At 55.5% G+C, this 14,695-nt stretch carries 13 protein-coding genes; 1 reads left to right on the forward strand and 12 read right to left on the reverse strand.

The annotated features are described in order from the left end of the window. Positions 1–179 precede the first annotated feature (179 nt). Positions 180–770 carry a hypothetical protein gene (locus ACIGG6_RS06850; protein ID WP_399843408.1) on the forward strand — a complete coding sequence of 197 codons (591 nt, stop codon included), beginning with the start codon at positions 180–182 and terminating at the stop codon, positions 768–770. Here the strand turns inward: ACIGG6_RS06850 and ACIGG6_RS06855 are convergent. The 12 genes from ACIGG6_RS06855 to ACIGG6_RS06910 all read right to left on the reverse strand — a co-directional run bounded on the left by ACIGG6_RS06855 (position 742) and on the right by ACIGG6_RS06910 (position 14,674). Beyond that, positions 742–2,769 carry a sensor domain-containing diguanylate cyclase gene (locus ACIGG6_RS06855; protein ID WP_399843410.1) on the reverse strand — a complete coding sequence of 676 codons (2,028 nt, stop codon included), beginning with the start codon at positions 2,767–2,769 and terminating at the stop codon, positions 742–744. The two genes, ACIGG6_RS06850 and ACIGG6_RS06855, sit on opposite strands and share 29 nt — an antisense overlap. A 23-nt stretch (positions 2,770–2,792) precedes the next feature. Next, on the reverse strand, positions 2,793–3,464 hold the full coding sequence (locus tag ACIGG6_RS06860; protein WP_399843413.1) for a flagellar motor protein MotB: 672 nt from the start codon (positions 3,462–3,464) through the stop codon (positions 2,793–2,795). A gap of 4 nt (positions 3,465–3,468) precedes the next feature. Then, positions 3,469–4,284: a motility protein A gene (locus tag ACIGG6_RS06865; protein WP_399843415.1), complete on the reverse strand. Its 816-nt coding sequence runs from the start codon at positions 4,282–4,284 to the stop codon at positions 3,469–3,471. Between the two features lie 39 nt (positions 4,285–4,323). Further along, on the reverse strand, positions 4,324–5,025 hold the full coding sequence (locus ACIGG6_RS06870; protein ID WP_399843418.1) for an RNA polymerase sigma factor FliA: 702 nt from the start codon (positions 5,023–5,025) through the stop codon (positions 4,324–4,326). A 26-nt stretch (positions 5,026–5,051) separates the two neighbouring features. After that, on the reverse strand, positions 5,052–5,402 hold the full coding sequence (locus tag ACIGG6_RS06875; protein WP_399843421.1) for a flagellar protein FlhE: 351 nt from the start codon (positions 5,400–5,402) through the stop codon (positions 5,052–5,054). Between the two features lie 171 nt (positions 5,403–5,573). Beyond that, a complete protein-coding gene (locus tag ACIGG6_RS06880; protein WP_399843423.1) occupies positions 5,574–6,173 on the reverse strand; it encodes a hypothetical protein in 600 nt (199 codons plus the stop codon). Next, on the reverse strand, positions 6,170–8,359 hold the full coding sequence (gene flhF / locus ACIGG6_RS06885; RefSeq protein ID WP_399843425.1) for a flagellar biosynthesis protein FlhF: 2,190 nt from the start codon (positions 8,357–8,359) through the stop codon (positions 6,170–6,172). Before flhF ends, ACIGG6_RS06880 begins: the two co-directional genes overlap by 4 nt. A 52-nt stretch (positions 8,360–8,411) precedes the next feature. Further along, a complete protein-coding gene (flhA, locus tag ACIGG6_RS06890) occupies positions 8,412–10,493 on the reverse strand; it encodes a flagellar biosynthesis protein FlhA (RefSeq protein WP_083026253.1) in 2,082 nt (693 codons plus the stop codon). Further along, a complete protein-coding gene (gene flhB, locus ACIGG6_RS06895; RefSeq protein ID WP_399843484.1) occupies positions 10,490–11,656 on the reverse strand; it encodes a flagellar biosynthesis protein FlhB in 1,167 nt (388 codons plus the stop codon). Before flhB ends, flhA begins: the two co-directional genes overlap by 4 nt. A gap of 133 nt (positions 11,657–11,789) precedes the next feature. Continuing rightward, a complete protein-coding gene (gene cheZ, locus ACIGG6_RS06900) occupies positions 11,790–12,485 on the reverse strand; it encodes a protein phosphatase CheZ (RefSeq protein WP_399843428.1) in 696 nt (231 codons plus the stop codon). 42 nt (positions 12,486–12,527) lie between these two features. After that, positions 12,528–12,917 (reverse strand): chemotaxis response regulator CheY, encoded by a 390-nt coding sequence (gene cheY, locus ACIGG6_RS06905; RefSeq protein ID WP_044629557.1) that lies wholly within the window; start codon positions 12,915–12,917, stop codon positions 12,528–12,530. A gap of 53 nt (positions 12,918–12,970) precedes the next feature. Continuing rightward, positions 12,971–14,674 (reverse strand): methyl-accepting chemotaxis protein, encoded by a 1,704-nt coding sequence (locus tag ACIGG6_RS06910; protein WP_399843431.1) that lies wholly within the window; start codon positions 14,672–14,674, stop codon positions 12,971–12,973. Between the last annotated feature and the right edge of the window lie 21 nt (positions 14,675–14,695).

Raw genomic sequence — 14,695 nt, forward strand, 5'->3', positions numbered from 1 at the left:
TTCACGATGGGTAGCGATAGCGCTAAAAAACGGGCCGATTATACGTGGCATCGTAGGGGAGTATAGCCCCGACTTTCTACTATATGGGCCGTTTTTTGACGTCAACAACACTAGATATAGAAAAATCAGCACCTTACCCTTTTGCTTATTCCCAACACGCTATAGGCTTAAGGTTTTCGATGACGATACGACCTATGAACTTCCTGAAAACATCAACTTTCGCCGTCACCGCCATGCTGCTTGTCACAGCCCCCCTTTCATTGGCCGCTACATTTAATGTGGAATCAGTGGCTACCCATGGGCACTGGCAATCCATGGCACTGACACTAGGAGAAGAGCGCCACTTTCGTGCTGTGGAGACCCACAGCTACTCCGATGCCACGCTAAGCATAAATGCTACTCAAGAAGTCTGTGATTTACCGTGGCTGGAGATGCGCGTCACCCTAGCGCAGCAGCAGGGAGAGAGCCGAGCGGTGAACCTGGTACCCACTCGGCTGCGGATTGGTGACAACCCGATTGTCGATACCATGGCGGAGTTTATTACCGAGCGGGGCGATGACGGCTTTTATGCCCATTTCTATTTGAGCGACATGGAGACGCTGATCGCTGAGATGCAGTCGGGCGAGCAGCTGTTTTTAGGATTTGACCAGGGTGAGCAGGAACCGTGGTACATGACCTTTAGTTTGGAAGGTGCTGGCAACGCCATTCAACGCATGCAGTCGCTGTGTAGCGGCGCCTCTCTCACAGAGGCACCTGCTCCTCCGGGTTAAGCGCACGCTCTTCCGCAACCTCTACTCGATTACGGCCGCTGTGCTTGGCTTGATACATAGCGGCATCGGCCCGGGCCATCAGCGTTTTACAGCTGTCGCCTGGCTGCCAGACAGCGACACCAATGCTAATGGTAATTGGCTGATCAACTCCCTCTACCTGCAGGGTGGCCACCAAGCCACGCAGGCGCTCGGCAAGCCCTACCGCCGCTTCCATATCGGAGTGGGTAGCCAATACCACGAACTCTTCACCGCCCCAACGGCCTAGATGGTCGCAGCCACGCAGTGACTCCTCGACTAGACGCGCCAGCGACACGAGCACATCGTCCCCAATATGGTGGCCGTGGGTGTCATTGATCTGTTTGAAACGGTCAACGTCAAACAGTAGCAGCGCAAACGTGGCGCCGTAGCGTTTGGCGGCCACCAGCTCGGCATCAATAGCCTGCTCAATACGGTAACGGTTCCATACCTGGGTGAGCGGGTCAAAATGCGCCAGTTGCTCTAAGCGCTGATTGGCATCGGCTAACGCTTTGCGTTCCCGCTCCAGGTGCATATTTAATGTACTGATTTCATAGGCGGAAATTGCCAGCGTCAAATCTTCGCCTAAGTCCTTAGCGGCAAGTCGCTCAACACGCTGCCACGCCTCGCTTTTTCCCACTACCTCTTCACGCCAGGCAGCAGAAGGCGCCATCATAATCGCAGGCTGGGGTTGGGGTACGGAGGTTGGCTGCATCGCCCAATAGAGTGTTTCCACCTGTTCTGGGCGAAAGAAGATCAGCCACCCTCGCTGCGCCGGGCTCATCGGAAGTGGTACAGCCAGGATACCGCACTGCTCAGGCATACAAAGCGATGACGTTAGCGGCTCAGCGGCAATCCCCCGCGTACACCAGGGGCCACTATGTTGATGTGCTTTTTCAAGACGCTTAACAAACTGGCTAATGGTAGGTGAGTCTGGTGTAGTACCACTCGCATGCACACTGCCCTTCAGCCATAGCGCAACGCCGTGGGCACGAAATAGCGAACACCACGTTTCAGCCTGCTGATGGATAATCTCCTGTGGGCTTTGCGGCTCTAAACGGGCATTGGCCGACAGTACCAAGCTATCTTGAACGCGTTGCAGATAGCGAGCTTCTTGGCGTGCTCGGAGTAACAGCAGCCGCTGGGTGGCCATCTGTACCAGAGTACGCACCGCGTCACGTACGGGCGGCGCTACTGGATGGGGAGTGGCCGAGTGGCAAAACAGCAGCCCCCATAAGCCGGCATCACCCTGCATGGCCATACTCAGCGCACCCCGCACGCCAAGACGACGTAAGTAGCGCTGACGGGCCGGGGCAGGCGCACGTAGAAAGCAGTGACGCAGGTTTGCGCCTGTGCCTTTTGGCACAAGTGGTTCGCTTGGCGCATCAGTATCTTCAATCAGCCGAACCGGATGGCTTTCATAAGCGCGCCGCAGCGTCAGGGGAAAATCACTGGCCGGAAAACGCTGTCCTAAAAGAGCAGGCAGATGCCCCCCCCGCGCTTCAGCGACAATCAGTCCATGCCAATCGGTGTCGAAATGGCAAACGGAGACACGGTCATGGCCAGTTAGCTGCTGCACCGCCGTTACGAGATAATCCAACAGCTCTTCTTGCTGGGTGGCTTCCGCTAGGCGCATTAGCCGCTCGTTGACGGTGCCCAACAAGCGGCGTTTGCCGAGTGGGTTCAACGGCTCAATCTCCACTATCACGCTACTCTCGGTGCGGTAAGCGTGCAGTTGAAAGCGAATAGCGCCACGGCTAAACGCTAATGGCCCCGCTAGCCGCTGTTGCCCCTGGAGCTCCTTGCTTAGCCGACGGCTTAGCCGTTTGCCCAACACGCTGCCTAACGTCAGCGGCTGGTGTGCTGGCTCAGCCATGCCCAGCAGTTGGGTGAGATTGTTACTCACCGCTTGAATGTGTCTACACTCTTCATCCAGCACCATGACAGCGCCAAACGATTGAAGTAGAGAACGTTGCTTCGACACGAAGATAGCCTCGAGATATCTCTTTACCCCTCGACCTGTTGCTTCAGCAACAGCTCAACGCGTCGGTTGGCAGCTCGTCCTTCCGCAGTAGCGTTACTTTCCATGGGTTGGGTGTCAGCATAGCCGACGGCCCGCATACGTGAAATGGCAATACCCTGCCGCTCTAACTGGCGTACCACTGCGATGGCCCGCCCCACTGAAAGCTCCCAGTTCGACGGAAACCGAGCGGTCGCGATCGGCACGTTATCGGTGTGGCCCTCAATGGAAATTTGACCATCAAAAGTCTGTAGCACCGAAGAGAGCCGTTCTAACACAACTTGCCCCTGGGGCGTTAGTACATCGTTGCCACTGGGAAATAAAAGGCTATCGTCAATACGTAGCGTAACGCCCTCTTGTCCCTGGGAGACACTCACCCCAGGGATATCAAGCCCTGCCATTTGGGGATGTAAGCCATCGTGGCGGGGAAGTATTCCTGTGGCTAAGCTAGCCAATGGCAGTGACGTAACGGCATTCGAGGGATCCATGATACTGCTTTCACTCCCTTCGCCACCGCCGGATGGCGTAAGCGCCAACAGCAGTACAAACAGGGTAATCAGCAGCGTCAATACATCCAGGTAACTGGTCAGCCAGCTCTCGTCACTCTCTCCCACTTCGGCGGGAAGCTCTAAAGCATGCCGTGAATCGCGGTCGAGCATGACGCTACCCTTTTAATGCGGAACCCATATCGGGCCGAGGCTTAACGTTCGCGTCACGAATTTCGTCGTGGTAATTCGCTACGAAGGAATTAAGCGTCTCTTCAATAAACGACGGCAGGCGGCGCTTGGTAATTAGCGAAATGCCTTCCAGCACCATGTTCATAGTGATAAGACGCTCTTCCGTACGCCGCTCTAGCTTCACGGCAATCGGTTTAAACACCAAGTTGGCCAACAGGATGCCATAGAAGGTAGTCAATAGCGCCACCGCCATCCGAGGCCCAATTACTTCCAGGTCACCCGCGTCCATCACTTCGAGCATGTTGACCAAGCCTACCAAAGTACCAATCATGCCAAAGGCCGGTGCATAGGTGGCCATGGTGCGGAAAATTTGGGCTTCAGCATGCTCGCGGGCTTTCAGCCGCGCAATACGCCAGCGCAGCATGTCGAAGATTTCATCCTCTTTTGTATTTGCAATGACCAGTTGAATACCGGTGCGCAAAAACGGATTACGGGTATGTTCCAGTTCTTTCTCAACCGCTCTAACATCCCCCTTAAACCAAAGGCGCGACATGGAAACCAACTCATTGATGTCATCTCGCACATAGGTGTTTTCACGGCGGAAAACTAAACCAACCAGACGCACCACACGCAGCACTTCTTTCAGCGGATAGCTGATAAACGTGGCCGCCAGCGTACCGGTGATGACAATGGCAAGCCCCGGGAGGTTAATAAAGCTCTCGGGCGACTCTGCGGTAAAAAATAAAACGCTTACCAACAGCAGCATGCTGGCAAATATACCGATCAGCGTAGATGGATTCATCAACGGCTCCTCGCCGGTTATGGTTAGTGAGTGAGAGGGTTAATTAGTCTCATGTAGGCGAGCACGCAGCCGACTCACCGCCTGGCTGTGAAGCTGTGAAACCCGTGATTCGGTGACACCGAGCACAGCGCCCACTTCTTTTAGATTCATCTCTTCTTGGTAATACAGCGCCATTAGCAGCTTCTCGCGCTCGGGCAGTGCTTCAATGGCGTCGATCAGCGTTTGCCGCTGCTGTTCATCCAATAATTGTTCAAACGGCTGTCGGTGAGTGTCGTCCCCCGCAGGCTCGCCGCCATCCGCAATGAGCTCTTCGAACGGCAATAATTGCCCGCTATTGGTATCGTTGAGCAGTTGCTGGTAATCACTTAGCGGCATCTCCAGTTCACGGGCAATCTCCCCCTCTTCCGGGGGGCGCCCCAGCTGCTGCTCTAAACGACGCACAGCATCATCTACCGCCCGTGCCGAGCGGCGTACGCTGCGGGGCAGCCAGTCACGAGTGCGCAGCTCGTCCATCATCGCGCCCCGGATGCGCTGGCTTGCAAAGGTAGCAAATGTTGCTCCCTGGGCAGCATCAAAGCGCCCTAATGCCTCTAACAAGCCCACCATACCCGCCTGGATCAGATCATCCAGCTCAATACTCGCGGGCAACCTTACCTGCAGCGTTAAGGCCTGACGTCTCACCAGTGGCATGTATTGAGTTAACAGCTCACTCTGTTTGATCCTGCCTTGTGCTGTATACATCCTCGTGCCTCGCGGCTTAACAACCTTTACTGATAGTTCACGATCACTTGTAACCCCTGTACTCGCACAGGGCGTTGCCCTGGCTGCAGCGTAAACCGAAAGTACAGCGGTGCGCTCGCCAACATTCCCGATAGAGCGGTCGTGCTACCGCGCATGCCTGATAGTGCAACACAGCGTTCAGGATGACATAGCCAAGCGTTCACAGGCGTTCCCGGCGGTGACTCAAAGCGCCATTGAATTCGCGACAGCGCAGCATTACGCAGCGGGACGCCCGCTGGCGGGGTTATCGCCTGGCTGCTGCTGGTACGGTCGCTCATTGCTACCATCACACTAGGCACTTGGCTGCTCCAACTACCGGTTGCGGCCTGCGTATTCAACGCGAAAAACCATAACCCTGCTACTAGCCCTAAACAGCCCATTTTTCTTACTGTTAACAACTTTGCAGGTTTTATCAACGCCTCAATAGCCATCTGCTTAGCGTTACTTACCCAACTCGCCAAACTCTGCATAACTCTCCCCTTGAGCGACAAATGCACCCTGGCCCGCCGCTAGCGCGCCAGCAGCAGAAGCTCAATATCTAAATAACGAGCGGAAGCATTGCCCAAATTATCCAGCAACCCCTGGCGCGGCAGGTGGGGTTCATGAAGGGCTAGAAGACGCTGCGGACCGCCATGCTCGCGTAATTGGCGCAACACTCGGTACATAGTGGCAAAGGCGTCAGCATCACTGTTGATCCACAACGCCCAGCGTGAGTAACGCTCGGCTAAGTCAGTCAGCGAGGCGCTGTCAGGCATGACAATATGAACATCCCAATCCTGTGGGTCACCTGCCCATTGCCTCCCAAGGGCCGACCATTGCCCCAGCCGACCTCGCACTTTGTCCACCTGCGCTGCGCCAGCATGAGGTAAGCCTACTACCACTAACGTTTTTTTCGGTCTTGGAGGCGCCACGGTGGCAGGCTCGGCAGCAGCAGCTACCGTCGGTGCCATAGCCTCCTGGGTATACGCGGCGGCTTCCTCTTCGTTAACGGGAGCGGCAGGCACTGTCTCGTCACTTTCCACGTTATGGCCGACTTCATCAGCACCGCGCTGCTGGCGCTGTAAATCGGCCCATTTGCGCAGGCCAGCCGCCTGATCCTGGCCACTCATACCACGCCCTCACGACTGACGCTACCTAGCTGACGAATGGCATCGCGCGCCATCAGAACGTGTACTAATGCATCAAGCAGTGCCGTATCACGCCGCTTGCGCTGGGTTCCTAACAAGCGCAGCAAATCGGCTCGCAGGGCCTGAGCGTCCTCATCGTCAACGATATCTAGATGGCCAGCTACTGCAGCCGCGCCGCTGGCCATCAGCAGGCGCAGCTCGCTGCTGACATCACCACCGTCGGCCTCTTTAAGCTGCTGCCAAGCACGCTTGGTGAGCGATGCCAGTCCGTCACTCTGCAGTTGAGTGATTAAAAGCGTTAACACATCGCTGCCCAAACGTGCAGGCGTTAGCCAGTAGCGGCGCACGATTCGCTTAGTGCTTTCAGGGTCGCTTACCTCACCGACCCACGCCAATACGGGGTTACCTGATACGTCCTGCGCTTCAACATAGGCGCTGGAAAGCTGCATGCTTTGCCCGCGGAAACGAATGCCCACGCTATGGGTTAAGGTGCTTTCTTGGAACAGGGAGCGCAGGGTATAGCGCTCGCCCTGGCAGTATACCCGCTGGCTCGCGGGCACCATGCTGACCCACGTCAGATGCTGAGCGTTTAGCCAAGCCAGCGCCTCAGCGTCTGGCAGGGTAGGCAGCAGATGAACCGCAACATCTCCTGCACAACGCACCAAACGTGGCTGCCAGCCCGCTGGCTGACGGTGCTGAAGGCGAGTCAGTGCCAGCCAAGCACCTTGCTCATTCAGGGCAACATCTGGCATCGACCAGTCACAACCTCGCTCGTTGCGGCGGGGCGACCAAACCACCCCTAACGCGTCACGAGTGGTGGAGGCTTCGGCTAACAGCTCATCTAGGCGCTGGTCTTGTATCACCCCCGGCAGCGCTGCGATGTCCCAGGCGGCTTCCAAGCGGTGAAAATCGACGACACGCTGACGCAAGCGGGTTAACACCGAGGAGAGCCTGCGCCCCTGCCCTAACACATCCCGCGACCAGCGTGGCAAGCTGAGTGGGGCTGTTTCAGCACGCGCGCTACTCGAAACGTTGGCCGACAGTGCTTGATCAATCAGTGCGGGTGGTGTCGCGACCGCCATATCTTCTGGCACCTGCTGGCCATAGGAGCCAAACAACACCCTCATACCATGGCGCATGACGATGTCTAATACCGGCGCAAGCCGCCCAGCTTCGTCTTGCTTCGTGATGATACAGTCGTCTAACTCGGCACCTGCGGCTCTCGCCGCTTGGCGGTAGCGCAATACGACTTCTTCTAGCGTTTCCGGCTGACTGGCGGCGTTGAGCAACAGCACCAGACGCACGGTGGACTTTCCACCCTGTAAATGGGCGATCTGTTCAATCACCCGCTGATCCCGCTGGCTCATCCCCACGGTATCAATAATCACCCACTGTTTGCCTTGTAGCCGACCAACCAATTCATCAATCGGCTGTTCAGCGTCTAGGGCATACATTGGCGTATCCAAGAGCCGTGCATAAATGCGCAGCTGCTCATGAGCGCCGATACGGAAGCTATCCGTGGTCACTAGCGCCACTGGGCGAGTGCCGTGGCGCATCACAAAGCGTGCCGCAAGCTTCGCAGTAGTGGTCGTTTTACCCACTCCAGTGGGGCCAACCAATGCGACGATGCCCGTTTGATCAAAAAAGCTCTCTTCGTGCTGCAGCACGTTAAGCCGTGCCATTAACTGCTCACGCAGCCAGTTAAGCGGCGCGTCGTTAGTAGCCTCGAGCGCGCTCAACTCATCTGGCAATGCTTCCAGCACCTCTTCGCTCAGCTCTGCACTGAAGCCAACCCGGGCCATCAACTGCCGTAGGTGCTCGTAGGCGGTGTCTGCACCGCTTTGAGTCGTTGGCAACGGCTGGCGGCGGGCCAGTAGTTCGCGCATATCTTGCATTTCCCGAAGCAGACGCTCACTCATCGCCTCTAGGGGGTCTGGTTGCTTTGGCAGTGAAAAGACAGGCGCTGGCGCGGGGCTAGCCTTCGGCTCCTCCGCTGGCGTCGTCGGCGACGGGTCGAACTGGTCAACGGCGTCATCCGCCATGGCGAGAATTTCAACGCCGCCTTCGGTGCGACGGTTGGCGACAATAAGTGCATCATCACCTAACACTTCGCGCACTTGGCGCATTACGTCGCGGCTGTTTGCTCCGACAAAACGTCTAACGCTCATGTTTCACCTGTTGCCAAAACGTAAAAGGCTGTTACCGCTCGAAGTGTGGCCATTAGCGGCCACCCACCAGCGTAGTAACGCGCAGGGTGCGGTCGTCGGGAATTTCCGCTTGAGACATCACCACTAAGTGGCGCATGCGGCGGCGCAGGAAGCGCGACAACACGGCCCGTAGCGAGTGCTGAACCACCAGCACAGGCGCTTCACCACTGCCTTCATGTTTCTCTAGCGCTTGCTGCGCTTGATTCATCAAGGTATCCGCCAGCCCTGGCTCCATCGCACCATTGCCGTTCATTGCTTGCAACAACACTTGCTCTAACTGCGCATCCAGCCCCATCACATGCAGCGTATCTTGGCCCGCGAACCACTGCTGGGTAATGGCCCTGCCCAGCGCAATACGCACCAGAGCCGTTAGCTCGTTGGGATCTTTCTGCTGACCCGCATACTCTGCCAGGGTGTCCAGCACGGTACGCATATCACGAATCGAGACATCCTCATCCAGTAGGTTCTGCAAAATGCGCTGCAGCACGGTGAGGGTGATGGACTTCGGCACTACTTCTTCGACCAGCGATTTTTGATCTTCGCCCAACTTGTCCAGCAGCTTTTGAACCTCCTGGCGGCCCAGCATTTCAGGCGAGTGACGGTGCAGCAGATGGTTAAGGTGCGTGGCGATGACCGTACTAGCATCCACGACCGTGTACCCGTATACCTGAGCATGCTCCCGTTGGTTAGCGTCAATCCATACTGCTGGCAAGCCAAAGGCAGGGTCTTGGGTCGGTGTACCCTGAAGCTCCCCAGAGACCTGACCAGGATCAATGGCTAGCCATTTACCGGTCTGCGCCTCAGCGCGGCCAATTTCCGCTCCCTTCATGGAGAGCACATAGGTATTGGGTGGTAGTTCTAAGTTATCGCGAATGTGCACCACGGGCGGCAGGAAGCCCACTTCCTGGGCAAACTTCTTGCGTACGCTTTTAATACGGCCCAGCAGTTCACCCTTCTGCCGGGAATCCACCAAGGGGATCAAGCGATGCCCCACCTCTAAACCAAGCGTGTCTACCAGCTGAACATCTTCCCAGCTGGCTTCAGGGGTTTCCTGTATTTGAGGCGGTGCAGCGGAGACTTCTTCCTTCACCAAGGTCTGCTCTTTTCGACGGATCAGGTACCAGGCTAAACCACCCAGCAGCGCTGTAAATAGCAGGAACACGAAGTTGGGCATACCAGGTACTAGGCCTAACAGGCCCATTACCATGGCCGCCAAGATCATTACTTGGGGGTTCACAAACAGTTGGCTGATCATTTGCTGACCAACATCCTGCTCGGTGTTGACGCGTGAAACAGTCACACCTGCCGCCGTGGAGATCACCAGCGCCGGAATCTGGGCAACCAAGCCATCACCAATCGTTAGCAGCGTATAAGTGCGGGCAGCATCGGCAAATCCCAGATCGTGCTGCATCATGCCAATCAGCAGGCCGCCAATGATATTAACCACCATGATGACCAAGCCTGCCACGGCATCACCACGGACGAACTTACTGGCACCGTCCATTGAGCCATAAAAGTCAGCTTCTTGAGCAACTTCGGCGCGGCGCTTTTTCGCATCATCTTCGCCAATCAGGCCGGCATTCAAGTCGGCATCAATTGCCATCTGTTTACCGGGCATGGCATCAAGCACGAAGCGAGCGCCCACTTCAGCAATACGGCCGGCACCCTTGGTGATCACCATGAAGTTGATGATGACCAGGATTAAGAAGACCACCAAGCCTACCGCAAAGTTACCGCCTACCAGGAACGTACCAAAGGCCTCAATGACCTTGCCGGCCGCATCTCCCCCTTCATGGCCTTCCATCAATACCACACGAGTCGAAGCCACGTTAAGGGAGAGTCGCAGCAGTGTGGTAAACAGTAGAACGGCCGGAAACGCGGCAAAATCCAGCGGTTTCTCGGCAAACATACTGACCAGCAGCACCATGATCGATAGCGCAATATTAAAAGTGAACAGCAGATCCAGCGCGAACGGCGGAAGGGGCAGAATCATCATGCCCAGAATCATTAAAATCAGCAGCGGACCGGCGAGCAGCTTCATGCTCACATCGTTCATCCAGTTACGCTGATTGATCAACTGGCTTAAGCCTTTCATGGTTGCGCCTCATTGCCATCGGCACGACGGCCGGGACTATCCATTTCCGGGGGTACCGGTAAATTATCGGGTGTGGGGGGCACCTCGCCTCCTTGTTGTGCAACATGTTTCAGGCGGTAGGCCCAGGCCATCACTTCGGCCACGGCAGTGTACAGTTCGGCGGGCACTTCAGCTTCTAAGTCGACATGATGATACAGGGCGCGCGCCAGGGGTGCTGCCTCCAAGCGCGGAACACCTGCTTCCTCGCCAATCTCACGGATTCGAGCGGCAACAGCATCGGCCCCTTTGGCCACCAACCGAGGAGCCCCCATACGCCCCTCCTGGTAAACCAGCGCCACCGCATAGTGGGTTGGGTTGGTAATAATGACATCAGCTTCAGGTACTTTGCTCATCATGCGCCCGCGGGCCATGGCCTGCTGCTGCTGGCGAATACGACCCTTCACATGGGGGTCGCCCTCAGAGTCTTTATGCTCTTGCTTCACCTCTTCTTTGGTCATACGCAGCTGTTTGGCGTTATTCCACAGCTGAAATGGCACATCAATGAGAATAACCACGATCAGTGACAGGACGATGAGGCCCGCCGCCAGCGCTGCCATATTCAGCGCACTGACCAGTCCCTGCTGCACGGGCTGGTCCATTAGCCCCATGAATTTGCCAATATTAAAATATAAAAAGCCAGCTGCCACACTGCCCACCAAGATGGACTTAGCAATCGCCTTAGCCAGCTCAGCAAGGGCCTGAGCAGAAAATATCCTTTTTAACCCTTTCACTGGGTTTAATTTTGAAAATTTAGGCTGCAACGATTTTGAAGAGATTAACCAGCCACCTAGCAGTGCCGGTGCAACCAGTGCAATCACCGTGAGCAGTAAAAATAAGGGAAGCATAGCGATGAGGGTTCGCTGGCCAAGATCCAGCGCATTCACCAACATAGGTGTGCTTTCCATGGCATGGCGGCGCTCAAATAAAAACGCCTGCTCCATGACCATCCCAAGCTGGTCATAGAGCATTTGCCCCATACCCCACAACCCCATCACCCCACCCAGCAGCATCATGAAGGTAGTTAATTCGCGGGATCGAGGCACCTGACCCTCTTCGCGGGCTTTATCTAATCGCCTGGGCGTGGCCTCTTCGGTTTTTTCCTGATCGCTGTCGTTATCTGCCATGCTGTTATCCGGCTGACGAGTGGCCAGTTGACCAAAATAAGGCATACCATAAACTCAGCCGCCCTAAAGGACGGCTGAACAGTCTACCTATTTTGCCAGATGCAGCGGCTTACAATGAGCTAATAACCCAGCATTAAAAGCCTAATTCGTCCAATAAGTCGTCTACCTGATCCTGGCCGGTAACGATATCAGGGGCGTTCTCTTTCACCTGCGGCCCATTAAGAAGATCTTCATTGCGGCGAGCTTTCTCATTTTTCCACTGATCTTCGGCCTTGCGCTGCATCGTTTCACGAGCTTCAACACCGGGAACATTGTCGATGAGTACCTGTACCAGCTGATGTTCGATCTCACGGATTACATCCATCATTTTCTTGATGACTTGACCGGTAAGATCCTGGAAATCCTGTGCCATCATAATGTCCATCAGCTCCTTGTTGGTCGCTGAGGTAATTTCTGGCACGTCGCTCAGGTAGGTGCGCGTCTCTTTTACCAACACCTTTGCGTCGTCTAGCTCTTTTGGTGCTTCGAACCACTCGGCCCAACGCTTGTCGAGTGCTTCCGCACGCTCAGAGAGCTGATCTTGCAGCGGCTGCGCACGATCAATGGCGTTCAACGCCTTGTCTGCAGCCTGCTCGGTCATCGTCGCCACGTAGTGCAGCCGGTCACGGGCGTCGGGGATCGCTTCAGCGGCCTTTTCAATCTCTTTGTCTAAGCCCAACTCGCGCATATTGTCACGCAGCATGCGGGTAAGCTTACCAATACGAAAGATAAGGTCTTCTGCGGCTTCTTCAGACAGTTGGGCAGAACCACCCTGCTCATTCTGACTCATTGTGTTGTCTCCTCGTTAACCGAGCGCCTTGGCTCAGCCGCGTCATTTACCCATTTTCTCGAAGATTTTATTCAGCTTCTCTTCCAGGGTCGCGGCAGTGAACGGTTTGACGACATAACCATTGGCACCCGCTTGTGCGGCAGCAATAATATTCTCTTTCTTTGCTTCGGCCGTTACCATCAGTACCGGCAAGTCTTTTAGCGCATTGTCCTGGCGAATCTCTTTCAGCATTTCCAGGCCATCTAGGTTGGGCATGTTCCAGTCGGAAACCACAAACTCAAAATTGCCCGCGCGCAATTTATTAAGCGCATCTTGACCATCTTCGGCTTCTTCAACATTAGTGAAGCCCAGCTCTTTCAGCAGGCTACGTACGATCCGGCGCATAGTGGGAAAATCGTCTACTACCAAGAAACTCATGTTCTTATCGGCCATTGGTCATCCTCTCAATAACGACATCTATAGGGTGACTGGGAATTCAGTCAGGGTTAAAATTCTTCCCACTCTTCGTGGTGCTGCTGGGCAGTTGCTCGACGATTCGGCGGTAAAGCCGTTGACTGAGCAGCAGACGCCTTAGGAACTGACGTGTGCGACGCTGATACACGCGTAGGTAACGCATGTGATGCCTGTTGAGCACTTAGCACCTGAAAGACCGCGACCGCCTCTTCTAAGCGATTTGCTTGCTCTTCTAGTGAAGCGGCCGCTGCGGTTGCCTGCTGGACCAACGCGGCATTTTGCTGAGTCACCTGGTCCATTTGCCCCACTGCCTGACTCACCTGCTCAATACCGTCGCTCTGCTCTTGGGACGCCGCTGAAATCTCATCCATGATATCTGTAACCCGGCGCACCGCGGTGACGACTTCCGTCATTGTCTGGCCCGCCTTTTCTACCAGAGATGACCCCTGGTTGATCTGACTAACAGACGCCTCAATCAGCGTTTTAATCTCTTTTGCCGCATCCGCACTGCGGCTAGCGAGGTTACGCACTTCCCCGGCCACCACCGCAAACCCGCGCCCCTGCTCGCCAGCCCGCGCTGCCTCAACCGAAGCATTCAGTGCCAGAATATTGGTCTGAAACGCGATGGAATCGATCACATTAGTGATATCTGCCACTTTTTGAGAGCTGGTGGAGATACCGTGCATGGTTTGCACCACTTGTTCAACGACTTGGCCACCCTGCTCTGCTGTGGTGGAAGCATCAGCGGCTAGCGTACTGGCCTGTCGAGCGTTGTCAGCATTCTGTTTCACGGTGGCTGTCATCTGCTCCATACTGGCCGCCGTTTGCTCAATGGACGCTGCCTGCTGCTCAGTACGCGATGAAAGATCAGCGTTGCCGCTGGCGATTTCTCGGGTGCCGTGGTGAATCTCTCGACTCCCCTCGCGCACGCGTGTCACCGTTGCGCTAAGGTTTTGCTGCATGGTGGCCATAGCCGAAAATAAACGGCCAATTTCGTTTTTACCGGCCTCTGGCAGCGGCTGCGTTAAGTCTGCCTCGGCAATACGATCAAGCCGCTGAACGGCATTGTTAAGTGGCGCAATAACTGTGCGGCGTAAACCGATATAAATGGCCAGCGTCACTATCAGCGCAAGGCCTACCGCTAGCGCGTTGATGAAGGTAAACAGCTCTCCCTGAGACTTAGCATCCACACGGATTGTATCAACACGCCCAAAACCATAATCGACGAAGGCATCAATACTTTCGGAGAGTGCGTTTAGTGGCTCGGCCAGTTCGCCTCGTAGCTGGTTAAACGTATTGATATCCATGAACTCAAAGCTAGCGTGTTGCTGCTTTACCAGATCAAGCACAGCGCGGAAGTTTTCATCGATAGCGCTTCCCAAAACTTCACCCCGTGCTGTACGCGGCGCGGCCTGATACTTCTCAAAGCGACGCTCGGCCCGTTCGATACGATTTGCCGCCACCTCTACCTGCTCATTAGATTGGCGAGTCTGCCCCACCATCAGTAAATTAGAGGCAGTCTCCATGGCTAGCATGGCTTGGTTGAGCAGAGAATCGGCGCGGTTCAGCTCGTTAAGCTGTTCATTTCCAATAAGATTTAGCGTCGCTAAGTTACTCTGAGCATTACGGTCAGCCACGACGCCAAGCCCACCCACAACCAACATCAGCGTGACGAGGCAGATTAGCGCCGTTACCACGGTCGAATGAATACTTAAATTGCGTAGTAAACGCGTCATTGTTATGGCTCCCCTTATTAA

It is taken from the genome of Vreelandella lionensis (assembly GCF_044543515.1).
Taxonomy (GTDB): Bacteria; Pseudomonadota; Gammaproteobacteria; order Pseudomonadales; family Halomonadaceae; genus Vreelandella; species Vreelandella lionensis.

Coding starts and splice junctions, on each gene's coding strand:
- ACIGG6_RS06850 (WP_399843408.1), top strand. CDS start 180: ATGACGATACGACCTATGAACTTCCTGAAAACATCAACTTTCGCCGTC.
- ACIGG6_RS06860 (WP_399843413.1), bottom strand. CDS start 3,464: ATGCTCGACCGCGATTCACGGCATGCTTTAGAGCTTCCCGCCGAAGTG.
- ACIGG6_RS06865 (WP_399843415.1), bottom strand. CDS start 4,284: ATGAATCCATCTACGCTGATCGGTATATTTGCCAGCATGCTGCTGTTG.
- ACIGG6_RS06870 (WP_399843418.1), bottom strand. CDS start 5,025: ATGTATACAGCACAAGGCAGGATCAAACAGAGTGAGCTGTTAACTCAA.
- ACIGG6_RS06880 (WP_399843423.1), bottom strand. CDS start 6,173: ATGAGTGGCCAGGATCAGGCGGCTGGCCTGCGCAAATGGGCCGATTTA.
- flhF (WP_399843425.1), bottom strand. CDS start 8,359: ATGAGCGTTAGACGTTTTGTCGGAGCAAACAGCCGCGACGTAATGCGC.
- flhA (WP_083026253.1), bottom strand. CDS start 10,493: ATGAAAGGCTTAAGCCAGTTGATCAATCAGCGTAACTGGATGAACGAT.
- flhB (WP_399843484.1), bottom strand. CDS start 11,656: ATGGCAGATAACGACAGCGATCAGGAAAAAACCGAAGAGGCCACGCCC.
- cheZ (WP_399843428.1), bottom strand. CDS start 12,485: ATGAGTCAGAATGAGCAGGGTGGTTCTGCCCAACTGTCTGAAGAAGCC.
- cheY (WP_044629557.1), bottom strand. CDS start 12,917: ATGGCCGATAAGAACATGAGTTTCTTGGTAGTAGACGATTTTCCCACT.
- ACIGG6_RS06910 (WP_399843431.1), bottom strand. CDS start 14,674: ATGACGCGTTTACTACGCAATTTAAGTATTCATTCGACCGTGGTAACG.